We start from the raw sequence: 24,257 nt of genomic DNA on the forward strand, positions 1-24,257 counted from the left end.
TCCGGAATTCTGCATGTCGGACGAATGGCCGCTATTCGATCTCGGAAGCGAGCCGTTTGGCGAGAAGGCTGATCAGGAACACGGCCACGACAAGAAAAAGCGCGCCGACCATCCAGGCCGTGGGCGTGGAGTAGACCTCGGCGATCGCTCCCACCAGGATCAGACCCAAAGCCGCTCCGAGTTGCTGTATCAGCGACCTCAGAGACAGCATTGTGGATCGCTGGCGGTCGTCCACGCATCTGTGCAGAATGCTGCTGGCCGGCGTCTCTGAAACGCCAAGGAAAACGGAGTACAGGATAAAGACGATCGCAAAGCCGGCGATGCTGTCCTGCAGGGCCAATGCGATCTGAATGCCCGCCATGCAGGCAAAGGCGGACGCAAGGGTTATCGCGTGCCGCCGTCTGAACATGTGGCTGATGCGCGGAGACAGCGACGCGCCAAACGCGATTGAAAAGAAATAGGTCGCGGTCAGGACACCGATAGCCGTGTTTGCATATCCGTCGTCCAACATCGGCTTTACATGGGTCGGCCAGATCACTTCGACCGGGTTGGTCGCCATCAGGAAAAACGTCAGAGCAGCCAGAAGCACCGACAACGCCGGATGCTTCAGGGCAAGAAGACCTGCGTCCCTGATCACCAGCGGTACGGATGCAAACCCCCGTTTCAAAGCCTGGGGATTCAACGGGCGCGGTTCTTCCACGATGACACACAAGGTGTAGACGAACACTCCGGCCATCACTGCAAAGCTGGCCGCGTAGGACACATCGTAAACGCTGAGACCCCGCCTTTCTGCCAGCGAACCAAAGAGATCGGGCAGCAGGCCTCCTACAACAGCACCCACGGCCAGGCCCATGGCATTGGCCCATTGCGCCTTTGCGAGAGCAGGTTGAACATCCACATTCGGCGCCGCGGCCTTGAAGGTTTCAACGAACCAGGCGTCCAGCGTGCCGGACCGTAGGGCACGCCCAAAGCCGATGAAGGCAAAGGACACCGCGAGAACATGGAAATCACTGGTCGACAGGAAGAGCGCAAGAGAGATCAGGCTGGCGACGACCGCGGCCAGGAAAACCGGCTTGCGTCCGATGTTGTCGGCCAATCCCCCGAAGGGGAGTTCCATCGCCATGGTCGTGAGTGAGTAGACCCCGAACAGGAGTGAAATCTGGAACAGGTCCATACCTCGATCGGTCAGCGCCAGGGCAACAACGGCAACCGTCAACCCCATCGCAAAACGGTCGAGAAACTGGTGGACCTGAAACACCCGGATGTGCCGCCTCGCCGGACCGGACAGCGCAGCGACAGAGAATTCTAAATCGGTTGCCATGGTCGCAGCTTCGTCTTTCCAGGCAACTTGCACAATATCCCGACAGAGCCGTTGCCGATCCCGCGTGCACCGAAGCGGTCGCCGGAACACGCCACGACTTACTGCACGAGATCGAGCAGCACTGGAAGCAGGCCAACCGGAAAAGGCGGCTCAGCGGAACAGGCCAGCAACCGAACTTGTTCGAAACCTCGGATTCAAACCGGAAGTGACGACTAAACCGTCGAAATGAAAAATCTCTCTGGATATGGCGATCCCTTGAGGACTCGAACCCCAAACCTGCTGATTAGAAGTCAGCTGCTCTATCCAGTTGAGCTAAGGGACCGCGCGCCTGCCGATGTGCAGCAGCGGGCGCGTCATTTCAAGCCTTCATTCGCCGCAAGTCACCCAGACCGCCCCACGACAATCCCTCCCGGTCACACCGCGCGCCCCGCGCCGGACAAGGGCCGCGCCGGAGAGCGGGGTGGGTGGGTGGGCGCTCTCCGGCGCGGCCCAAGGGCGCAGCGTCAGCTCGAGACGTAGCCCGCCACCACCTGCAGCAGCTTGAAGGCCGTCGCCGCGTCGTTCTCCACCACGGCAAGGAATTCCTCCTCGCCGATCCGCAGGCAGACCAGCCCGGTCTCCGCCTGCATCGACAGCGCGCGCGGCACCTTGCGGATCAGGCCAAGCTCTCCGACCAGCGTCCCCGGCCCCACCTTGGTGATCAGCCGGTCCTCCTCGTCCTCCTGCGGCAGGTAGAGCCCGGCCTCGCCCTCGATCACCATGTAGGCGCCGTCCGTCGGCTCGTCGCCCTTGCGGAAGATCACCTCGCCCGCATCGGCCTCGTACCAGCGCGCACCGAAGGCCAGCAGCCGCAGCTGGCGGCGGTTCAGTTCCGAAAAGAGCGGCGTCTGTTCCAGCGCCCGCAGCTTGCGCGCGAGGTCGGCGCTGGCGGCGCTGTCGCCCTCGACCGCGTCGCGCGCGGTGTCGGTGATCAGCCGGCCCTGGTTGATCTCGTAGAAGGCATCGAACTGATCGGCATCCTCGAACCGGTCGTTGATGTAGATCAGCGTCGCCTCCGGCAGCAGGTCGCGCAGATTGCGGAACAGCGCCTTGTGTGTGTCGCTGTCGAAGCTGGCAAAGGCCTGGTCCAGGATCAGCAGGTCGGGCCGCTTGATCGTGGCGCGACTGAACGACAGCGGCTCGGCGAAATAGGCCGGCAGCCCCTGCCCGCCCAGCGCGATCGGCACGTCGAAGATCAGCTGCAGGATTTCGCTTTTCATGCCCAGTTCGGTCAGCGCGTCGCTCACCACCTTGCGCAAGTCGTCTGCCCGCGCGCCCGACGCCTCCGATATCTTGCCGTACATGGCGTTTTCCAGAACCGTCAGCCCGGGCGCATAGGTCTCGGGATCGAGCGGCGCGAAGAGATCGCCAAGGCTGCGCTGCAGCGTCTCGGCATGGCTCTTGCGGATCTCCAGGATCTGCTCCTTCACCGCCTGCGGGAAGGCCGGGCCGATCTGCTCGGCCGAGATGCCGAAGGGCACCGTCAACAGCAAAGCCAGGTCCTCGGGCGAGAGGTCGGCCACGGCCGCGCCACTGTCGCGGTCGACCAGTTCCAGCGCCGCCTCGTAGGTCGCCGGGTCCAGGCCCAGACGCCGGAACAGCGGATGGTCGGTGCCGTCCAGTCCGAAGATCTGGCGCAGCATCTCGATCACGTCACGCGACAGCGCCACCAGGGGTTCGTCCAGGTTCAGCGCGCGCAGCTGGGTCAGGAACTCGCCCTGTTCGGCCAGCGCCTCGCGCGTGATGGGGCGCAGGGGAGAGGCATAAAGCAGGTTCTCCGCCACCGGGAGCGCGTGGTTGTAAAGTTCGGGCTTCATGAACAGAGCGTGGCGCCGCAGGCCCGAGGCGCGGATCGCCTCCTGGATCGCCGGTCGGCTGGCCACCAGGCGCGCGGCCAGGTCGGGATGCGTGGATTCGGCGAATTTCTGTTCCAGCCCGCGCCGGAACAGCATGGTGCCTGTGCCCATCCCCTCGATCAGCTGGCCCCACCAGGCGCGCAGGGCGGCCTCGTCCGGCACGCCCGCGCGTTCGGGATGCAGCCAGTCGGCCTCGAACGGATCGGGGGAATTGCCCGCCCGCAACGCCTCGGCCGCGGCTTCGGGATCGAAACTGCCATCCTGCGGGAAGGGCCGCAGCGGCATCAGCACGTTGTCCCCGAACGTGCCCTGGAACAGAACGGGGCGCGAGCTGACGCGCCCGATGCGCGCCGCGACCGCGGATTGGTGTAACTCCTGCAGAGGCTGACCGGCGATCTTCACGCCGCCCGCCGAAGGCGTCACCTCGCGCACAAGCAGTTCGGACAGGGCGCGGCGGTCCTCGGCGCTGGGGGCAGCGATGCCGATGACGGCCCCGCCCGGCAGAGTGACGTCGATATCGTCCAGCACGGCATTGCCGTCGGCGTCGCGGATCGTGACATGATCCAGCACGATATCTCCGGTCAGGCGCGGCAGGTCGTCGGGCTCTCCATCGAAGAGCCTCTCGTCCACCATGGCCGGCGGCGCGAACCGTTCGATGATGATCTCCCAGCGGACGGCCATGTCCTGGGTCTGGTTGTAATAGGTCAGCAACTCTTTCCACGGCGAGCTGAGATCCTTGTAGGCGGCCAGGGCCGCGACCAGCGCCCCGATGGTCACGCTTCCCTGGATCACCAGGTAGCCGCCGATCGAGAAGAAGAAGAAGGGCGTCATCTGACCGATCAGGTTGTTGACGAACTTCATGAAGAATTTCTTTTGGTAGATGACGAACCGGATCTCGTAGAGCCGGCCAAGCCGGTCGGTCACCATCGCCATGCGCCAGCGCCAGCCGCCGTGGGTGCGGATCGCGCTGGCCCCGGCGGCGCTTTCTCCGATTTCGCCGGCCAGGCCCCGGACCTGCACGATGCGCTTCTTGTTCCACTGGTTGATCTCGCGCTGCATGCGCGGGATCAGCCAGGCCTGCAGCGGGATCAGCGCCACGGCGGCCACGCCGAACCAGAAGCTCTGCGCGAAGAGGAAGAACAGGATCGTCGCCATCTGCCCGGCCTGCAGCACCGGCTGGGACAGCATGTCGCCCATCAGCCCGCCCATCGGCTCGCTCTCGGCGGTGATCATCGACACCAGCTCGCCCTGGCTGACCCGTTCGAAATAGGGCTGCGGGAATCGCAGGATGCGGTGGATCAGCAGGTAGCGGAACCGGCGCAGCATGCGTTCGGACAGCACGCCCTTCATCGTGTTGATGCGCATCTTCAGCAGCCCGTGGGCCAGCACCGCCAGCAGGAAGCCGAAGCACAGGATCAACAGGAAGGGGATCTGCTCGATCTCCCACCCGAACACAGGGATCGGCGTGACCGGCGCGCCGATGGCGTCATTGATGATGCGCTTGGGCAGTTCCAGCGTGAGGTACAGCAGAGGGAACAGGCACGCTGTCACGACAAGCAGGATCAGCTGGTCGCGTTTCGAGTTCTTCCAGATGAAGGAAAAGAGGGAACGTTCGATACTGGATATCCGTCTTGATCGGGCGGCACCGGACCACGTGCCGGGCCTTCACTTCGCACTCAGAAGGGCACATAGCGGGCCGCCACGCGACCCGTACTCGTCCGATACGCGGCAACTGTTGTGGAGTGCGAGGTTACCAAGGCGTGGGCGGCGAAATCAATGGCTTCCGAGGTCGCGGCGGCCCTGAATCTTCCTCTCCCCCGCCTGGCACGCCACATGGAACCGGCCCGCGCGCCGCCCCCGGCCTGCCGGCGGCCCCGTCCGGTCCGATCAGGGTCCCTGGCCACAGGCCCCGCAGGGCGCGCCTGCCGGTTCGGCAGGCAGCTCTCGGCCGGTCCCGAGAATTGATCCCGCCCGCCGATTGCGGTGCGGCCGCGTTGCCCATAAGGTGAAAGCTGCGCCAGATTTGGGGAGACGGCGGGCCTTGGGCGATGTGACCGGACAGATTCTGATCCTGCTTGTTCTTTTGCAGATCAAGCACATGTTCGCCGATTTCTACCTGCAGACCCCGCGGATGCTGTCGGGACGCGAGACCTATGTCCATCTCGGGCGGGCCGAACATGCCGGTGTGCACGCGCTGGGATCCATGATCGTCTTCGTGCTGATGGGGACGCCGGTGCTGCTGACCCTGCTGATCGTGGCCGCCGAATGGATCGTGCATTTCCATATCGACTGGGCCAAGGCGCGCTGGTCGATGTGCAAGCAGCACACCCCGTCCGAGGCCGGCTACTGGCGCGCCACCGGCGCCGATCAGTTCGGCCATCAGCTTACCTACCTGGCCATGGCCTGGGCCTGGTGGATGTGGGCCGCCTGAGGCGCAGGCCGCGCGCTGTCCGTAGGGTGGGGTTATACCCCACCGCAGCGATGACCGCGCCACCTGCCCCGGCATCGGTGGGGTAAAACCCCACCCTACGCCCGCTGTACCGACGGCGCGACATTTCGGACCACCGCAAAGGCCGGAACCGGATTGGCGTAGCCCTTCAGCGGTATCGGCGGCAGGCTGCGGAAAACCACGCCCTGCAATCCATGGCTCGCCTCGCGCGTGGCCTCGTCGACCAGAACCTGGTCCGGTTCCGCCTTGGAGCAAAGCCGCGCGGCCTTGTTCACGGTCGAGCCCAGCACCGTGAAATCCATGCGTTTGCGTGCCCCCATCGCCCCCATCACCGCCTCGCCCGAGGCGACGCCGATGCCCACATGCAGCTTGTACTCCGGCCGCTCCTCCAGCAGCTTCACCATCGCCTCGGTGATCTCGACCGCACAGGCCGTGGCCCGCTGCTCCATGCCGTCGCCCTCGAAGACCGCCACCAGCGCATCCCCGATGAACTTGTCCACGTCGCCGCCGTGCCTTTCCACGATGTCGGTCTGGGCGTCGAAATAGGTGTTCAGCGCCTCGATCACGACCTCGGGCGACACCGTCTCCGAGAACTCGGTATAGCCCCGGATATCGGTGAACAGGACCGAGATACGCCGCCGCTCGCCCCCGCGCGACAGCCCCGTCTCCTCCGAGCTCTGGATCGCCGACATCGTCCCGCGCGAGACGAATTTCATCAGCTCCAGCCGCTCGCGCAGATCCGCGATCATGCGGTTGATCCGCCCCGCTAGCTCGCCGATCTCGTCGCGGGCGCGCACGCCCTCCACCCTGACCGAGAAGTCGCCCTCGCCCACCTGCTCCACCACCTGCCCGATCTTCAGGATCGGCCGGGTCAGCGCCCGGGCGAAGATCAGCGCGCCGAGGCTGGCCAGCGAAAAGCCGATCAGGCCAATGATCAGGATCTGCCGGGTGATCGCGTTGACGACGGCATAGGCGTTCTCCTCGCTCAGCTCGGTGATCACCGCCCAGGGAAACCAGTCCGGGAAGGCATAGGCCCCCAGCATCGCCCGCCCGTCGGGCCGCACATAGGGCTGCAGCGCATCGGCCCGGGCGCTGGCCACGATCAGCGGCATGGCGTTCTTCACGATCTCGCGTTCGGCCAGCACCTTGGACGTGCCCCCCAGCACCGACCGCCCGGCATGATCCACGACCGAAATCTCGCCCCGCTGCGCGAAGGGATGCGCCGCCACCGTCTCGGCCAGGGTCGACAGCTCGATCTTCGCGGCCATGGTCACGGTGCGCCCGGCGATCTTCGTGGTCAGCGGCAGCGCCAGCGTCGCAACCCAGTCGCCGGTCTCGCTCATCCTCTGGATCAGCGGGCGGCCGAACTGTCCGGTGGCGGCGATCGACTGGATCAGCTCGGGCGACGTCGCCAGCAGCGCCACCGGGTCATGGCCCAGCGCCTGCAACCTGTCGGCATAGGCCTGGTTCGTCACCAGGATCGGCAGGTCCGACCCCTGCACCGACAGCTGGAGCGAGATCACCTGCGGCAGCTCCTGCAGCCCCAGCGTCAGCAGCGACACCTTCTGCTGCACACCCAGCTCATCGCTGTCGATCCCGTTGCGGATCACCAGCAGCGCCGACAGCCAGCGCCCCCGCCATGTGTTGTCGAAGGCGTTCGACAGCTCGTCGGCGACCAGGGTCAGGTCCTCGTTCGCGGCGCTCTTCAGCTCGTCCCGTGTCAGGCGCGTCAGGTTCTCGCCGACCAGCGCCAGAGGCGCGATGGCCAGCAGCGTGGCGAAGACGAAGAACTTGACCCGCAGGGGAAAACGCATGGGCCGGCCTATTCGCGCGGTACAGCGGTGACGATGGCGGTATCGGTGGCAACCCCACAGGCCAGCCCCGTGGTGTCGCGGGCGGTGACCTCGACGACATATTCGCCCGGCGCGGCATAGGCGTGACGGGCGATCGCCCCCGTGGCCTCGCGCCCGTCGCCAAAGGCCCAGCCGATCCGCAGCCCCTGCCCGTCCGCGTCGCTGGCCCCGCTCGCATCGAAGCGCAGCACGTCATGGGCCGCCCCCACCGGCACGGTCACGTCCGGCCCGGCATCGACCCGTGGCGCGCGGTTCACCAGCACCATGGCCTCGTCCACCCCCGTGGCACAGGCCGATCCGCTGTCATCGCGCACCGTCAGCGTGACCGAGACCGGGCCGGCCGTCTCGAAGACCCGGCTCACCTGCGCGCCCTCAAGCGTGACGCCGTCACCAAAGGCCCAGGTCCAGCCGGTAATCTCGCCATCCAGGTCGCCGGACAGCCCCGCGTCAAAGGTGACCTCGTCGCCGGGGCAGATTACCCGGTCCGGCCCTGCCAGCGCCCGGGGCGCACGGTTGACCCGGACATAGCTTTCCTCGCTGCGCTGCGCGTTCAACAGCCCGGTGCCGTCGTTCATCCGTGCCACCACCGGGTAGAGACCCGGCGCCGCGAAAGCATGTTCGGCGGTATTGCCGGTCCCTGTCGTCCCGTCGCCGAAATCCCACTCCACCGTGGTGGAGGCATCGGCTGCCACTTTCCAGGACAGCGCCTCTCCGGGGCAGATCGCCGGTGTCTCGGGCAAGGCGGCCACCGGCGCCGGGTTCACGAGCACGGATCTCACCGCCGGGACGACCGAATTGCCCACGTCGGCGTCATCGGTCACCACCAGCTGCACGTCGTAGCGGCCCGGCACCTCCCAGACATGGGTGCCGACCACGCCGGTGGCCGAGCCGCCATCGCCGAAATCCCAGGCATATGCCGTGATTGCCCCGTCCGGGTCCACCGTGGCCGAGGCGTCGAAGCTCACCGATTGCCCCACCGCGATCTGCTCGGGCCCCTGGATCACCGGCTGCGGTGCGGCGTTGACCAGAACCTTGCGCAGCGTCTCGATGGTCGAACAGCCCTCGTTCCCGCCCGCCAGGTCGGTGCTGACTGTGATCAGGTAGTCGCCCGGCTCTTCGAAGACATGGGTAAAGGTCTCGCCCGCCCCTGTGACCCCATTCGACAATTGCCAGCGATGCGCCACCGGCACAGCCCCGTCCAGCTGGCTGAGCGCGGCTGAAAAGGTCGCCGGCTGGCCCGCGGCGGCCCGTTCAAAGCCCTCGATCGCCTGTTCCGGCGCGGCGACGACGCGGATCGCGGCGGTATCGGTATCAAGCGGGCTGCAATTGCCCCGCGCCTCGCCTGTGATGGTCAGGGTCGCGATGTAGTCGCCCGGCTTGTCATAGACATAGACAGGCTGTTCTCCGTTGCCGATGCCGCCGTCCCCGAAGGTCCAGGCAAAGGCGTTCACCGCGCCATCCGCATCGGTGCTGCCCGATCCGTCGAAGCGCACCGACTGGTTGGTGCAAACGGTCATGTCCGGCCCGGCATTGGCCAGCGGCCCTTCGCGGACCAGCGCGGCGATGCGGTCCACGTCGGTGCCGTGCTCGGTCCCCGTCTCGTTGGCGATGCGCAGGGTCACCGGGTAGATGCCGGGGAATTCGTAGGTCTTCGTCGGGTTCACCAGATCCGAGGTCGTGCCATCGCCGAAATCCCAGGAATAAAGCAGCAGCCCGCCATCGGGATCCACGCTGTCGGAGGCGTCGAACAGGATCGGCTCGCCCGAGCAGACGGCGCGGTTGCCGCCCGCGTCGGCCACGGGGCGAGTGTTGATCTCGACCGTGGTCGCATCGGCGGCGGTCGCGTTGGCCATTCCCGTCCCGTCGTCGACCCGCAGCGTGACCGGGTAGATCCCCGAGCGCGGGAAGACATGGGTGACGACCTGCCCGGTTTCGGGGGCCGAGCCGTCGCCGTAATCCCAGGTGTAGATCAGCTTGTCCCCGTCCGCGTCGGACGAGCCGGAGCCATCCAGCGTCACGATCAGCCGGTCCGTGTCGATCGCGGCACCCGCCTCGGCCACGGGCTGATGGTTCACGCGGATCGTCAGGGCGTCGGTGGCGGTCGCGTTCATCACGCCGCTGTCGTCGGTGACGATCAACTGAGCCGACCAGACCCCGGCGGTCTCATAGGCGCGCTCCACCCGCACCGCCTCGAGCGGCGCGCCGAGGTCGTCGAACTCCCACCGCCACGTGGCGATCTCGCCATCCGGGTCGAAGCTTTGGCTGCCGTCAAAGGTCACGGTGTCGCCCGGTGCCACGAGGATATCGGCCCCCGCCACGGCCACCGGCCGGGCATTGACGGTGATCAGCGTCTCGGCCTCGTCCTGCGCGGCGCCGCCCCGGAAATCGTCGGAGACGGTCAGGCGGATCCGATGCAGCCCGGGCTCGGCGATGGCATGGCTCACGCGTTCGCCGCTGGCCACCGCCCCGCCGGGCAGGTCCCAGGCATAGTCCACGACCTCGCCGTCCGGATCCACCGAAGCGCGGCCCGAGAGGATGAATGCCTCGCCCGGGGCCACGACCTGCGGCGGGCCGGCATCGGCGATGGGCGCGGCGTTGACGATCACCCGCATCGTGTCGCGGTCCAGGTTCAGCGGCGCGGTGCTGTCGTCGCGCACCACAAGGGCGACCTCGTAGGTGCCGGGGCGGGCATAGGCATGGGTGATCGTCTTGCCGGTGCCCGTGCTGCCATCGCCGAAATCCCATTGCCAGGAGGTCACGGTACCGTCGCTGTCGGTCGATCCGCCCCCGTCGAAGGTTACCTCCGACGCGGTCACGAATTGGTCCGGCCCGGCCTCGGCCACCGGGGCGTCGTCGATCACGATCTGGCGCTGGGAGGACTGGGTCGAGGATGCCGTGCCGCTGTCGTCGATCACGGTCAGCGTCACGGTGAAGGTGCCCGACCGGGTCCAAGCATAGTCCACCGTCTCGCCCTCGCCCGAGCGGCCGTCGCCGAAATCCCAGATCCAGGACAGGATCGCACCGTCCGCGTCCGTCGAGGCCGAGGCATCCAGCCGCGCGACCTCTGACACCGACACCGGGCGCGGCGGGATCTGGAAGGCGGGCTGGGGCGGCGCGTTGACCTCGACCAGCATCGTGTCGACCGAGGCATCGTTGGCCACGCCGCTGTCGTCCTTCACCGTCAGCGCGACGCGAAAGCGGCCCGGGTCCTGGTAGGTATGGGTCACGGTGGGCCCGGTCAGCACCGTGCCGTCACCCAGGTTCCATTCAAAGGTCTCGACGTTGCCGTCCACGTCGTAGCTGGCCGCGCCGGAAAAGATCACCGGCTTGCCGACCACGGCGGTCTGGTCCGTGCCCGCCTCGGCCACCGGGGGAAAGTTGACGATGACGCGGCGGGTCTCGACCCCGAAGTTGCAGGGGTGGTTCGAGCCGTCCTCGACCCGCAGCACCGCGCGGTAGAGGCCGGGGGTATCATAGATCTTCTGTGCCTGCGGTCCCTCGGCCAGCGCGCCGTCGCCGAAGGTCCAGCGGTAGCGGGTGATCGGGCTGTCCGACGGGATCGAGCCGGTGCCGTCGAAATCCAGCAGCTCGCCCGGGGCGACGACGATGTCGCTGCCCGGCACGGCAACGGGCGCGTTGCGCACATGCACCGGCACCTCGATCGCGGCGCCCCGGCCCGGGCGGGTGCCGGGTTCGACCACCTCCAGCCGGGCGGTGTAGCGGCCCGGCTTGGCATAGCGGTAGGCGATCACCGGTTCGGCAGAGCGGCCGCCATCGCCGAAGTCCCACAGGTAGCTCAGCGGCCCGCGCCCCGACGAGCGCGAGGCGTCGAAGGCGACCGAACGGCAATCGGCCAGCGGGCTGGCGGAGCCCATGGGCTCTGGTCGCAGCGGGATCGGCGCCTGGATCGGCGGCATGCGCAGCGGGATCGCGTGGCCCTCGGCGTCGTAGACCGCCACGGTGACGTCATTGGGGGTCTCGAACCCGTTCAGCAGGGTAATCGCCAGGTCGGTCTCTGCCGTCTCCACCACGTCCGAGGTCCAGAAGTTCTGGCCCGAGACGCGGACCGGCAGGTCCTCGAATTCGGTGGTCACGGTGATGGAGCCATTCGCCGCGTCGAAGCTTTGCACCGTCAGCGGCCCGGCGCCCGGCCCGGTGAAGGGGACCATCGTGGCGGGTTCGCCCCGGCTCCAGCGCAGGGTGGGCATGTAGGAGAACATCTCGAGCCCCGCGGGCCTGCGATTGCGGTCGCGCGCGAGGCTGACCGCCACCGAGAACCCGTTGCCGTCGTCGCCGCCCGCGCCCTGCACGTCGATCCGGAAATAGGCGCGGCCGTCGATCACCTCGCCCTGGCCCGCGCGCAGGGCCGCCAGGGTGACCCAGCGCCCGTCGGTGGCGCGGTCGTTGCCCCAGCTTTTCTCCTCCAGCAGAGCGCCCGGACCGGTGACCGGCGTGGCGTCGGGGCGGTTGGGCACGCGGGCGCCGTCCTCGACCGGCACGGGCCGGTCGGCCTCGGAAAAGGCGCCGGAGCCGCCGAAAAGGCGGAAGGTGGTCAGGGAATTGGCCGTACCGCCCAGCGCGAAATCGGAGGCCCCGTGGACCTCCGGGTCATAGACCCGCACGTAAAGCCTTTCGCGCATATCGGCGGGGACCGAAAAGAACACCTGCTCGCGCAGGTCCACGTCTCCCTCGCGCGAGGGGGTGAGCGCGCCGTAGACCACCATAAGGCCAGGCTCTCCGCCCGCTTGCGCGAGGGCCTCGCGCGGAGCGATCAGGGCGAGAGACGTCAGCGCCAGCCCCAGCGACGCAAGGACCGTCGGGATCCGTCGTGCCTTCCCCATCAGTTCTTCCTCCCTCTCGCGGCTCATGCCGGCCGCTTTTTCGTTCCGTCAGTCCTGTGCCGTCCGTCCCGTCATTCGAAGGCCGCGTTGCCGGCGTAATCCTCGATCACCACTTCGATCAGCTCGAGCGCGCCGGGCTCGGCCGGAAGACTGGCCCGGCAGGTGCCGGTCTCGCTGTCGCAGCGCAGGAAACCTTCGCGCTCTGCGCCGCCTATCGCGATGAGGAAGGGCGCCGCCTGCACCAGACCGCTGGCGTCGCGGGCCATTACGATCAGCTCGATCGGTCCGTCGGGCCCCGAAGGGCGCCCCAGCTCGACCGAGGTCACCTCGGGCGGGTCGATGTCGTAGAGCGTCTGCAGCTTCGAGGCGATCACGTTGCCCACCGCGTCGCTGGCCAGCAGCTCGAACGGGTTCTGACCGCGCTCCAGCGGCACCGTCACCTCGAACCGCCCGGCTTCCAGCGGCACCGGGGCGCCGTTCAGCTCCAGCCAGACGGCATCGCCTGCGCTGCCCGCCAGCGTCACGTCCGGATCGCCCGTGGCGCGCGGCGGCGGCAGATCCAGAACCACGTCGGGCGGGGTGCGGTCCTGCACGGCCTGAAACCGGGTGCTGCCCTCTGTCGCGCCCGCTGGCGACAGGATCTCTATCGTGAAGGCGCGCGCGGCCTCGTCCACCGGGACGGTAAAGCCGATCTCTCCGGCCGGGCCGACCTCGGCGCGCAGCACCGGCGTGCCGCTTGCGGGATCGCGCACCACGACAGGTGCGCCGGGCTGGGCGTTGGTGGTGCCCAGCACCGAAAGCTCTTCGGCCTTGGTGGCCAGCGCGTCGCCGAGGCGCGGAATGTCGGGCGAAAGCGCGATATCGACCGCCACGGCGAGGCGGTAGACCACGTCAAGACTGCGGGCCGAGCTGTTGCCGGCCGGATCCACGGCCGTGACGCTGATCGTGTTGGGCCCGGGCGCCAGGGGCAGGGTCGCAATGAAGGCGCCGTCGCGGCCGGGCGTCACCGCGATGCCGTTCAGGGTGATCTGCGCATCCGGTTCCGAGGCACCCAGCACCTCGACGCTGGCCTCGTCGCTGATCACGCCCGGCCCCGGGGCCAGCAATGTCAGGAAGGGCGGCGTCGTGTCGACGCGCATGGCGAAATCCTGCGCCGTGCTCCATTCCCCGGGCAGGCCCAGCGCATCCAGCGCCGCGACCCGCCAATGATAGCGCCCCGGCGGAAGCGCCCCTTCGAAGCCGGTCTCGCGCAGCCCCCATTCCGAGGTCTGCATCTGGTTGAACCCGGCATCCCGGGCGACCTCCAGCCAATAGGCCTGCGCACCCTCGAAAACATCCCAGGTCAGCGTCACGCTGCGGGTATAAATCGTCTCTCCCGGGGCCGGGTAAACCAGGCGCGGCGCGGTCAGCACACGGGTCCGCTCGGCGCCCTGCCCGGTCAGCACGACGCCTTCGCCCTCGCCCACGGTGATGCGGTCGCCGCCCTGGCGGATCTCCAGCTCGGGCGTGTCGTAATTGACGAAGCGCGCGCCGGTGCGGTCGTTCTTGATCCAGAAATCCGCCGAGTTGGTCGTGGTCTCAACCCCAGGCACGTCGATCTCGAACTGGGACTTGTCCGACAGCTGGTTGAGCAGGGCATAGAAATCGCCCTCGACCAGGCTGACCTTCGTGACCTCACCCCCGGTAAGAGGGTCCGAGCGCATCCGCTGGATCGTGGCGTTGGAATTGGGGTTCAGCCGCAGACGGCTGAGATCGCGGAACGTGACCTGCGTGGTGGACGCCGAGAGTGTGCGGAGCCGTTCGAATTCCACGAGGATGTCATCCAGCTGACGATCCGACCACGAGGGTTCGGCCGGCGCCCGCCCCTCGACCCGGCCCTGCACGTCCGACACGATCGCCTCGGCCGACCGGTCGCGCTGGCGGATCGAGATGTCGAGCGCCTCGTTGGCAAAACCCGTGGCGATGGCCGAGAAATCCACCGCCTCGCGCCACAGCCCGAGTTCGCGGCTGGAAACAGCTGTTTCGCGGTTGCGGATCGCGTCGCCGATCTGGACCGGCGCGAAAATCCGTGCGCCCTCGGCAGTGGCGCGCTGGATCGCCAGAAGCGAGGCCTTCAGCGCCTCGTCCGCGGCCTTCACCTGGCGCACCGGCAGGCGCAGCTGGATCCCCGGCACCAGGTCGGCGGGCGAGGCGATGTCGTTGATCTTCAGGACGGTGGGCCAGAGGTCGGGATCGCCGAGGTAGCGTTCGACGATGCCGCGCAGCGTGTCCTGGTCGGACAAGTCCACGACCTCCAGCGGGGCATTCAGGTCCGCCTCGGCCGCTGGAAGCGATGTGGGCCCCATCATGCAGGCAAGAAGCAGGCCGATCCGCCACACTCTCCTGCACATCGATGGAAGTCCCTGGACCACGTCCGTCACCCCCTTGTCCACAGCTTGCGCTAAGGCTGGCTCGGCCAAATGTTATGGTATCAATGTGTCGCAGGATACACTGTTCAAGCAAGACAATTCCACTTTCGCGTGTTGTCGACCCTGCGAAAAGCCCTGCAATTCAGGTATTAGTGGAAAATTAATACGCTATGTGAAGCTTTTACTCACGCCATTCATGATCACGCCCGAGGCCGGCTTTCTGGCAGCCGGGTCCCGCACAGGGCCTATCCCAGGACAGAAAAGCTCGAGTCCGCGTTGATCTCGCGCTTGCGGGAATAGAACCCCACGTCGATGTGGCGCTGGATATAGGGCAGCAGGAAGCTCATCGGTTCGGCGTCGTGGTCGTTCCCGGCCTCGCAATAGGCGACCAGCGCGGCCATCATCTTGCCCGCGATCGGCGCGTTCTTGAACTGGTTCCCCGAGGATCCGCAGGCCATGTAGAAGCCCGTCAGCGAAGACTTGTCGTAGATCGGGATCCAGTCGGTCGAGGCATCGTACAGGTCCACAACGCCGCGCATCTTCGACGGGATGCCAAGGCTCGGCACCCGTTGGGCATAGCGCATGGCCTGGGTGGTCCATTGATCGGTGAAATCGCGGTTGTAGGCGATGTCGCTCTCGGCCCAGTCATGGGGATCGCACGCCGGGTCTTCCGAGCCGATCAGGATATGGTTGCCGTGTTCGGGCCGGACATAGACCGCGATGTCGCTGTCCGAAACGATCATGCCGTCATTCTCGAAATCGAAGCCGGGCGGCGACGGCACGTGGGTGACCTCCTGCCGCAGGGGGCGTGTCTTGATCGTCATGTCGCCGGTCACGCCGGCCAGTTCGTTGATATGGGCCGAGCCGGGGCCGGCCACGTTGATGACAACAGGCGCGTGGATCTCTTCGCCATCGGCAAGCTTCACGCCCTTCACCCGGCCGTTTTCGGTCAGGATTTCGGTCACCTCGGCCCGCAGGCGCGTTTCGGCCCCGTGCAGCGCGGCGGCGGCCATCAGGTTCTGCGCCGAGAGCGCCGGATCGGTGACATAGCCGCCGTTGGGCCAGTAGACCGCGCCGGACATCCGCCCGCCGTTGGGCTTGCCGAAGTCGGGATCGTCGGCCCGCTTGGGCGGGGCGAAACTGTCGAGGCTGTAGATCGGCATCTTCGCGCGGACCTCGTCGGGTCCCAGCTCTTCGAAGGGGCAGTCAAGCTCGGCCGAGTAGGCCATGTGGCGGCGCAGGAAATTGTTGGCCTCGGTCTTCATGACCATGCAGCCGGTCTCGCGGAACTGCGCCAGGCTCTGGTCGGGGCCGAGCCCCAGGTAGTCGGCCCAGTCGCGCCAGTAGTGATAGCCTTCCCAGGCAAAGGCGGTGCCATCGAAGGTGGAGTAATGCATCCGGATGATGGCGCAGGATCCGGCGGTGGAGCCATGACCGGCCTGGGCGTTGCGATCGAGCGACAGGACCTTCCACCCGGCCTTGGCCAGTTCAAAGGCGATGGCCGCGCCGATCACGCCGGTGCCGATGATGAGTGCGTCGGGGGAATGGGTCATGGTGTCTCTCCATCGTGGTCAGGGCCGGTGTAGCGGCCCGGGCGTGGCATCCCTTGCCCGTTTGCGTCATGTACCGGGTCAAAACCACCGGCAGCCCCGGGCCAACACGCGCAGAGCACGCCAGGATGCGCGCCGGTGCAAGAGAATTCGTCAAAATATCACGGACATGGACGCCGGGGTCAGTGGGCCTCGATCACGCGGGCGATCCAGCCGCGATAGGTCGAGATCCGGGTGTAGACCGCGTACAGATCCTCGTGCCCACAGCTCTGCTCGGACCCCAGAGGCGAACGGCCCCAGCTGACGATGCCAACCTGCGCCCAGTCTCCCTCGGTCGTGCGCATCATCAGGGGTCCGCCGCTGTCGCCGTTGCAGGGTGATGCGGCGATGACCTCCGGCCCGTCGCCGGCGGGCGAGGTCGTGTCCTGCGCGTCGTCCTGCGCCTGGGCCGGGGCGGTCAGCAGCGCGGCGAAGGCGGCGATCAGCAGAAGGCGGGGGCGACACATGTCCGGGTTCTCCTCGATGAAACGTCTCTTGCGGTTCCTGCGCCGTCACGGGCCTGCCAGCAGGCCGGCCTGGCGCAGGGCCTGCGCTCGCGGCAGCACCCGCCAGTCGCGGCGGGTGACCCAGATCTCGGACACCGGTGTCGCGCCCATCATCGCGCCCCGCGTGTGGGGTGTCTGCGCCAGCCCTTGCAGAAAGGCGTTGGCGCGGCTTACCGCAGCGTCCGCGACGCCACTGCGGGAGGCATCGCGCGACGGCGCAAAGCAGTTCTCCACCCGCCCTTCCAGCACCAGCGCCTCGGCGTTCGACGGCCGCTCGGTCACGATGGTGAAGAGCCGTTCGGCCCCGGCGGTGTACTGGTCGCCCGGGCAATCGGCGCAGATCGTCATGTCATCGCCCAGCCCGACCGGCGCGGTCATCCCCTCGACCGGCATATATTGCGCATGGATGCAGTACTGGCTGTCGATATGCACCCGGTTCACATCGTAAAGCCGCTGCGACAGACCCTGCACCCGGACCTGGACGGAATCGCATTGCTTCAGGTCCTCGCCTCCGTCCAGCGGGACAAAGGGGTCGTCCTGCACCGAGAACAGCGCGTCCTGGCATTCTGCGAAGATGTCGATCTGCGCGCCCGGTGGCATCAGATCATCGGGCCGCGCCGCGCGCAGGCGGCTGTCGATCCGCACCGGGCTGATGTCGAGCAGGCTCTGCTGGCCCGCCAGCCCGCCCATCACCCGCGCCAGCGTCTCGGCCTTGCCGATGCGCTCCAGCAGCGCGGTCAGCGGCACGTCCGGGGCGCCGGTCCAGCCAAGCCCCACCGCCTGCCCGCCGATCTGCGCCTGCGGGCCGAACCAGAGCGTAGTGCCATCGTGAAGCGTCTCGACCTCGTAATCCTCCGGATCCAGGGCCAGAGCATAGCCGCCGGTGCCCCCGGGGCTGGCGGCCACGGCCTCGGCCAGCGCCAGCGTCACGGGATGATCGCCGGGCAGCGGCACGCCGGTGGCCAGGTCTCGCGGCGGGGCAAGGCGCACGGTCATGTCGAGCGGCCGCGCCAGCACCTGGGCAAAGCGCGCCTCTGCCGGCAGCGCGCCCATGGACGCGCAGGGCGCGGCGAGGCGCGGTTCGCACCCGGCCGCGACCGCCTGCAGCCGGGACGAGGTGGCGCCGGTGCGGGTCACCTGGGCCTGACCGATCGCGGCCTCGGGCGGATCGAAGGCATCGGCATAAAGGGCCAGCAAGGTGCCTTCGGTCAGCCCGTGCACCTTGCCGGCCGCCACCTGCCGTCCGCGCAGGGCAAAGCGCTGCACGCTCTCGGTCGCTTCGCCGCCGAACAGCTGCGCGTCGATCAGCGTGCCCTCCCAGGCCGGGGTCTGCAGCTTGCCCATACCGCTCAGCGTGGTGTCGTTCAGGTCGGCCAGCACCGCCTGGAACAGCTGCCGAAAGCTTGGCGCCTCTTCCACCCGGTCGAGCCGCGCGGCCAGCTTCGCCGTGAAGAGCCCGTAGATCTCGGGCCCCTCCCCCTCTGGCGCCATGTCGACCTCGCGCGCGAATTCGTTGGACTGGGCCGCGTAGAAGGCGATGTAGCCGCCGGGCAGATCCGCATCCGTCGGCGCCACCACCGCGCGTTCCACCTGTTCGGCCGGCAACAGGTCGACCCCCAGCGCCTGCGGATCGGCAAAGCGCAGGCCCGAGACCGGCATGCGCGTCCCGGTCCCCGAATGGCAGCTGTCCAGCACCAGCCAGACATCCGCGCCCTTGGCCCGGATCGCATCGATCGCCGCGCCCAGTTCCTCGTCGACGATGGCATTGGGGATCACGCCCGAGCCCGGCTCGGACCGGGCCACGTCGATCGGCAGGAACACCTCGTCCTGGCCGTCGGTCTCGTCGCCCTGCGGATCGTACTGCCGGGTGCCGTGGCCGCTGAGATGGATGTAGACGAAATCGCCGGGCTGCGCCGCCTCGGCCTCGGCCGCCAGAGCACCCAGGATCGCCGCCCGCGTGGGCCGCGCCGCGCCCTCGACACCGTCGGCCAGCAACGTGACGCTGCCGGCTCCGCGCCGGTCCAGCACATCGGCCATCAGCCGCACGTCATTGGCGGGCCCCTGCAGATCCGCCAGCCCGATGTCGAGCTCGTAATCCGACACGCCCACCAGCACCGCGCGCAGCTCTGCCGCAACCGGCCCCGCACCCAATCCGCTCGTTACCGCACACAGCGCGACCAGGCCCGCGCCCCGAAGCCAGTCAATCATCGGCACCCCCAGGTTCATCCGATCAACATGTGAAGCAGCTTATCGGGCGTTGCGGCGGTGACAAAGAAGAACGTGGCCTTATGCGCGCTTGTTAGAACGTTAAAAGGACTGTTAACCTTACGTAGCAGTCGATTTTGTATCAGGTGACACGTTTCCCATGTTGTGCCAGGCCCGTTACGCTGTCCTTCTTTGCCTGACCCTGGGACTCGCATCCGCCGCGCCTCAGACACAGGCGCAATCGCAAGCGCAATCCCGGACGCCGCTGCAATCGCAGGTGGAGGCGCTGTCGGGCGCCGATCTGTACAATCTGCAGTACCTGGCCCAGGCCGATCCGGACGCAGCCGCGCGCCGCATCGAGGAGACGCTCGCCGCGCTGCAATCCCAGCCTGGCGCCGATCCGCAAGTCCTCTTCGATCTCTGGCAGTTGCGGGCCGAGATCGCGCGCGCGGGCGGCAGCCCCGAGGCGGCCGGGATCTACATGGAGCTGGCCGGTCTCGCCCTGCGCAGCCCCGAGCTGGGCGAGGATCCGGTGGTGCTCTATGCCGAGGCGCAGGCGCTTTACGAGACGCAGGGCAACCTGGAGGATGCACAGATCGCGGCGGACGAGAAGCTCGCCGTGATGCTCGACCGCGCCTATGACGGAGAGGCCATCGCCCGCGCCTACGACGCGTTCGCGCGGCTGTCCCTGGCGCTTGGCGATACTGCGCTGGCACAGCGGGCGAGCGACCTGGCCGAAGAGGCCCGGCGCCCGCCGCCGCCCCCGGTCGCAGCCCTGGTCGAGAGCTTGCCCAGCGGCCCGGCGCCCGAGACCGTTCCGGGCACCCGGGGCGAGGCCACAGGCTTTACCAGCATCGACGTCTATTATGCCACCGACCGCGCCCTGACCGGTGACAGCGACCCTGCGCGCGTCTATGGCGGCGGGCGCGGAGAGCTGGACCTGGGTGTCGCCATCGTCACCGTGCCGATGCAGCACACGCCGGGCATGGTCGAAAGCGCCTCGATCTGGCGGCTGGAGTTCCGCGAGAACCCGTCGCGCCACGTGATCCTGCAATCGGTCACCCGGCTGGAGGACGCCGCCTTCTATGATCGCCTGTCCTCGGAATTCGACGCGGACACGTCAGAGGCCTTCGTCTTCGTCCACGGCTACAACGTCACCTTCGACCAGGCCGCCAAGCGCGCCGCGCAGATGGCCTATGACATGCATTACCCGGCGGTACCGATCCTCTATTCCTGGCCCTCGCGCGGCTCCACCCTTGCCTATGTCGCCGACAGCGCGGTGGTGCGCCTCAGCGGGCGGCGGCTGGCCGAGTTCCTCGATACGCTGGCCGAGCGGTCGGGCGCCGGGACGATCCACATCGTCGCGCATTCCATGGGCAATCGCGCGCTGACCGATGCGCTCGAGATCCTGGCGTTGCGGCGCGGGGTGCAGGAGGGGGACGCACCGGTCTTCGGGCAGGTGCTCTTTGCCGCGCCGGACGTGGATGCGGGGCTGTTCGCGCGGATGGTGCAGACGATCCGGCCGATCGCACAGCGGCTGACGCTTTATGCCTCGGAACAGGATTGGGCGCTGGTGTCGTCGCGCAAGCTGCATGGCAACGCGCCGCGCGCCGGACAGGGCGGAGAGGTGACGCTGGTGGATGCCAATCTTGACAGTATCGACATGTCGGAACTGGGCGAGGACATGCTGGCGCACAGCTATTTCGCCGACCAGAGCTCGGCCTTGGCGGATATCGTGGCGCTGTTCTGGCGCGATGCCCCGCCCGAGAAACGCTGTGGCCTGGAGCCGCGCCAGACCGGCGCGGCGGATGCGCCGGTAACCTGGCGTTATCAGGCCGGCGCCTGCGAGACGGATGAACTGATCGGTGCGCTGTCCCACCTGCGCGCCGCCGGGGTCAGCGACCCGGGCCGGATCCCGGGTATCCTGGCCTCCATCGTGACGGATCCGGGGCTGGCCGAACGGTTGCAGCCACCGCTGCTGCGGCTGCTGCAGCCCTGAGGGGCCCCTAGTTGCCCGGCTGAGATTGGGGCTGTGCCCCCGCCGGATCCGCTTCGCTTGACGGATCGTCCCGATCGAACAGGGTTTCATCGAAGTCGCAGACGCCGGCGCCCTCTCCGAAATACCTGCCGCAAACGGGATCGAACATCAGGTAGCCCACCATCAGCCAGACCAGCCCCAGCAGGACGATACGGCGCCAGGGATGTCTTCGGTAATTGAGCCTGAGCATCCAGAGGTCCAGGTGGCTCAGGTCGTCGTCCTCATGCGCGTCGCGCAGATCGGAAAGCCCGGCCTGAAGGCCAAGGTAGCTTTCCCACATCGCCACCATCTGGAAGATCAGGTTCACCGTGTAGAAGCTGAACACCAGGGTCCGGGTGACGATGTAGGGTTGTTCGACGCTGCCGTTTTCCACCAGGAAGGCCATCACCGTGGCCACGGCGGCATGGGCATAGATCAGCCGCTCCCAGATCGCATCGGCCCGGCCCTGCAGCACCATGCAGGCGTGGAACAGCTCGCGTGTCTCGGTCGCCGGAAGCGGGCGGCGCGACGGCCTGGTGGCGGGTTTCATCATGCGCTGACCGCGGAAGAGCATCACTGGTTACCAAGTTACGAAAACAGGATTAACCGAGTGTAGCAATCGCGCAAGGCCTTTGGATCGCCGTCCCGCATGGCCGGGGCGGCGCAGGGTCAGCTCCGCAAGGCCTCCACGATCGGCAGCCGCCGCATCGACAGCCCCGGCAACAGCGACAGCAGGGTCGCGACGCTGAGAAACCCGGCGACCGCGTGCAGTTCGGGCCAGGCCAGCGGGGCGGTGACCAGGATGTCGGTCCGTTCGGACAGCACGCGGCTGAGCAGCGCCGCCGCAAGCCAGCCGACGGCCAGCCCAAGCACCGCGCCGCAGGCAAGCAGCGTGGCGGCATAGCTCCAGACCACGGCAAAGACGAACCGCGCGGGCGCCCCGAGCGCGCGCAGCAGCGCCAGCTGCCGGCGAAACAGCCGCGTCAGGATCAGCAGCCCGACCAGCACGCTGGCGGCGACCAGAACCTGCGTGACCAGCGCCATGACCGACATCGCCTGCCGCACGTCGCCCATCACCCGGTAGAGCTGCGCCAGCACGGCGCCGGGGAAGAAGGCCATCGTCTCGGCGTCCCGGGTGAAGGCCGAGCGCAGGGCATAGTTGGACCACAGCGCCTCTGACCGGACGACGATCGCCGGGGTGCCGGGGAAATAGGCCGCATCGAAGGGCGGGCCGATGCGGTCGTGGGCCCCTGCCCCGTCAGGACCGGGCGCATGGCCATTGGCCAGGCCGTGCACCTCCCAGACCGCCTCGATCGGGACGATCAGCGCGCGGTCCCAGGGCGTGCCGGTGGGCGCCATCCGCCCCACGACGGTAAAGCTCGCGCCCGCATGCGCATGGGCATTGTCCGCGTCCAGCGCCACGTCGCCCGTGCCATGGGCCGGCTCGAACCGCTCGCCCAGCCCCACCGGGGCGAAGGCGCCCGCGATGGCCTCGGTCGAGGTCTCGAACATCCGGCCCTCGATGGCGCCGTCCGACAGGTAGGTCACGAAATCCGCGATCGTGCCGACCACCGGCGCGCCGGCATAGCTGTCGCCGAAGCCCAGCGGCGCGGCCAGCGCGACCTCGGGATGGGTGGCGACCTCGTCATAGATCGTGCCCGAGAGCAGGCCCACGTCCGAGGGCTGCAGGTAGACCGAGGCGAACAGCATGGTCACCTCGCTGCCGGGGGCCGCGACGATCAGGTCGAACTTGTCCGCCGCCGCCGCCGTGCCCGCGCGCAGCCCGCGTTCCTGGGCCAGAAGGCCGATGCCCAGCCCCACGGCCACGGCGATCAGCAGGACGAACAAGAGGTTCGGCCCCCGGAAGCGCCACAGCATGGCGCGCACCAGCGGCCACGGGCGCAGGCTGCGCAGAACCAGGACGCCGGTCACGACGGCCGGCAAAAGTATCAGCAGGAGCCAGAGGCCATCCTGCACCGGGGCGCTCAGCCCGGACCAGAGGTCGTTCATGCCGCCAGGTCTCCGTCCGTCATCCGCCCGTCGGCGATGGTGATCACCCGGTCCATCCGGGCCAGCAGCGCGGGATCGTGACTGACCACGACAGAGGTCCTTTGCCCCCGCGCCACGCCGGCGAGATCCTCGATCAGCGCATCCGCGGCGGCGCGGTGCAGGCTGGCCGTGGGCTCGTCCGCCAGCAGGATTGCGGCGTCATTGGCCAGGGCCCGGGCCACACCGACCCGCTGGCGTTCGCCGCCCGAATAGCTGTCGACGCCCCGCCCGGGGTCGGACAGGCCCAGCCGGCCCAACATCTCTTGCGCGCGCAACCGTATTCCCGGCCGCTGCGCCCGGGGCGCGAAAAGCGCGGGAAGGGCCGCGTTGTCGATGCCGCTGAGTTCGTCGAAAAGCAGGAAATCCTGGAAGATGAAGCCCATATGCGCCGCCCGGAAGGCCCCGCGCCGGTCCGGCGACAGCGACAGGATGTCGGTTCCGTTCCATTCGACCCGGCCCCGCGCCCCCTCGATCAGGCCGGCGATGGCATACAGAAACGTGGATTTCCCAGCGCCCGAAGGGCCGCGCAGGCCCAGGCTCTGCCCCGGCGCAAGCGAGAGCGCCTCGACCGACAGCAGCATCCGCCCCCCGCGCCCCGGCACTTCGAGGTCCGAGACCGTCAGCCCGTCAGCCATTGCGGTCGTACACCGCGTCGTCCAGACGGACCATGCTGAGAAACCCCGTCTCCTCGTCGCGGTAGGCGCCCAGTTCCAGCAGGCCGCGCGTGACGATGCGCACGTTGAACGGGATCACGTCGACGATGCGCTTGGTATAGACGGCCAGGATGTCGTCGGGCCATTCGGCCTCGGTCTCGCAAAAGGGGCAGACGGCCATGGGCATCTTGGTCAGCACGAAGAAGCGGCTCTCGGCCTTCAGCGGCGGCGCCATGAAGCCATCGACGGCGATCCGCGTGCCTTCGAGCGACGTTGCCAGGTCCGAGAATTCGCCGGTCCGCGTGTAGAGATCGCGCAGCTTGACCGGAGCGTCGGCGGCCCGAAGCAGGCCGGGCGCGGCCAGGGTCGCGGTGGCGGCGGTGACGAAGCCACGGCGGGTGAAAGCTGTCATGAGGGGCATCTGCATCCTCCTATGATGGTTGTCCAGCAGGACATTGATTTTCTTTGATT

Annotated in this window: 14 protein-coding genes and 1 tRNA gene; 2 read left to right on the forward strand and 13 right to left on the reverse strand. The window is 67.8% G+C overall.

The window, feature by feature from the left end:
* Positions 1 to 31: 31 nt before the first annotated feature.
* The 3 genes from ATO3_RS20310 to ATO3_RS20320 all read right to left on the reverse strand — a co-directional run bounded on the left by ATO3_RS20310 (position 32) and on the right by ATO3_RS20320 (position 4,782).
* Positions 32 to 1,321, reverse strand: a complete 1,290-nt coding sequence (locus ATO3_RS20310; RefSeq protein WP_088651736.1) for an MFS transporter — start codon at positions 1,319 to 1,321, stop codon at positions 32 to 34.
* Positions 1,322 to 1,566: 245 nt separating this feature from the next.
* Positions 1,567 to 1,643, reverse strand: a tRNA-Arg gene (locus tag ATO3_RS20315).
* 181 nt (positions 1,644 to 1,824) lie between these two features.
* A complete protein-coding gene (locus tag ATO3_RS20320) occupies positions 1,825 to 4,782 on the reverse strand; it encodes a cyclic nucleotide-binding domain-containing protein (protein ID WP_088651737.1) in 2,958 nt (985 codons plus the stop codon).
* Between the two features lie 475 nt (positions 4,783 to 5,257).
* On the opposite strand from ATO3_RS20320, the gene ATO3_RS20325 reads away from it, so the two are divergent.
* A complete protein-coding gene (locus tag ATO3_RS20325) occupies positions 5,258 to 5,647 on the forward strand; it encodes a DUF3307 domain-containing protein (RefSeq protein ID WP_088651738.1) in 390 nt (129 codons plus the stop codon).
* Between the two features lie 95 nt (positions 5,648 to 5,742).
* Here the strand turns inward: ATO3_RS20325 and ATO3_RS20330 are convergent, their stop codons facing one another.
* The 6 genes from ATO3_RS20330 to ATO3_RS20355 form a co-directional block, all read right to left on the reverse strand.
* Complete coding sequence (locus ATO3_RS20330; protein ID WP_088651739.1) at positions 5,743 to 7,479, reverse strand: adenylate/guanylate cyclase domain-containing protein; 1,737 nt, start codon at positions 7,477 to 7,479, stop codon at positions 5,743 to 5,745.
* An 8-nt stretch (positions 7,480 to 7,487) separates the two neighbouring features.
* Positions 7,488 to 12,359: a PKD domain-containing protein gene (locus ATO3_RS20335; RefSeq protein ID WP_143747315.1), complete on the reverse strand. Its 4,872-nt coding sequence runs from the start codon at positions 12,357 to 12,359 to the stop codon at positions 7,488 to 7,490.
* Between the two features lie 71 nt (positions 12,360 to 12,430).
* Positions 12,431 to 14,749, reverse strand: coding sequence for a FecR domain-containing protein (locus ATO3_RS20340; RefSeq protein WP_088651741.1), 2,319 nt, complete (start codon positions 14,747 to 14,749; stop codon positions 12,431 to 12,433).
* 263 nt (positions 14,750 to 15,012) lie between these two features.
* Positions 15,013 to 16,320: an NAD(P)/FAD-dependent oxidoreductase gene (locus tag ATO3_RS20345; RefSeq protein ID WP_088651742.1), complete on the reverse strand. Its 1,308-nt coding sequence runs from the start codon at positions 16,318 to 16,320 to the stop codon at positions 15,013 to 15,015.
* Positions 16,321 to 16,499: 179 nt separating this feature from the next.
* Complete coding sequence (locus ATO3_RS20350) at positions 16,500 to 16,823, reverse strand: trypsin-like serine protease (RefSeq protein WP_088651743.1); 324 nt, start codon at positions 16,821 to 16,823, stop codon at positions 16,500 to 16,502.
* Between the two features lie 45 nt (positions 16,824 to 16,868).
* Positions 16,869 to 19,070 (reverse strand): caspase family protein, encoded by a 2,202-nt coding sequence (locus ATO3_RS20355; RefSeq protein WP_158218028.1) that lies wholly within the window; start codon positions 19,068 to 19,070, stop codon positions 16,869 to 16,871.
* A 157-nt stretch (positions 19,071 to 19,227) separates the two neighbouring features.
* Here ATO3_RS20355 and ATO3_RS20360 point away from each other — a divergent pair, with 157 nt between their 5' ends.
* Complete coding sequence (locus tag ATO3_RS20360) at positions 19,228 to 21,066, forward strand: alpha/beta hydrolase (RefSeq protein WP_088651745.1); 1,839 nt, start codon at positions 19,228 to 19,230, stop codon at positions 21,064 to 21,066.
* A 7-nt stretch (positions 21,067 to 21,073) separates the two neighbouring features.
* Here ATO3_RS20360 and ATO3_RS20365 read toward each other — a convergent pair whose 3' ends face one another.
* From ATO3_RS20365 to ATO3_RS20380, 4 genes are all read right to left on the reverse strand, one after another.
* On the reverse strand, positions 21,074 to 21,637 hold the full coding sequence (locus ATO3_RS20365) for a hypothetical protein (RefSeq protein WP_088651746.1): 564 nt from the start codon (positions 21,635 to 21,637) through the stop codon (positions 21,074 to 21,076).
* 116 nt (positions 21,638 to 21,753) lie between these two features.
* Positions 21,754 to 23,094, reverse strand: coding sequence for an ABC transporter permease (locus ATO3_RS20370; RefSeq protein WP_088651747.1), 1,341 nt, complete (start codon positions 23,092 to 23,094; stop codon positions 21,754 to 21,756).
* Positions 23,091 to 23,768: an ABC transporter ATP-binding protein gene (locus ATO3_RS20375; RefSeq protein WP_088651748.1), complete on the reverse strand. Its 678-nt coding sequence runs from the start codon at positions 23,766 to 23,768 to the stop codon at positions 23,091 to 23,093. Before ATO3_RS20375 ends, ATO3_RS20370 begins: the two co-directional genes overlap by 4 nt.
* Positions 23,761 to 24,198, reverse strand: a complete 438-nt coding sequence (locus tag ATO3_RS20380; RefSeq protein ID WP_088651755.1) for a hypothetical protein — start codon at positions 24,196 to 24,198, stop codon at positions 23,761 to 23,763. Before ATO3_RS20380 ends, ATO3_RS20375 begins: the two co-directional genes overlap by 8 nt.
* Positions 24,199 to 24,257: the final 59 nt, after the last annotated feature.

It is taken from the genome of Marinibacterium profundimaris (genome assembly GCF_002210095.1).
In the GTDB taxonomy this organism is placed as follows: domain Bacteria; phylum Pseudomonadota; class Alphaproteobacteria; order Rhodobacterales; family Rhodobacteraceae; genus Marinibacterium; species Marinibacterium profundimaris.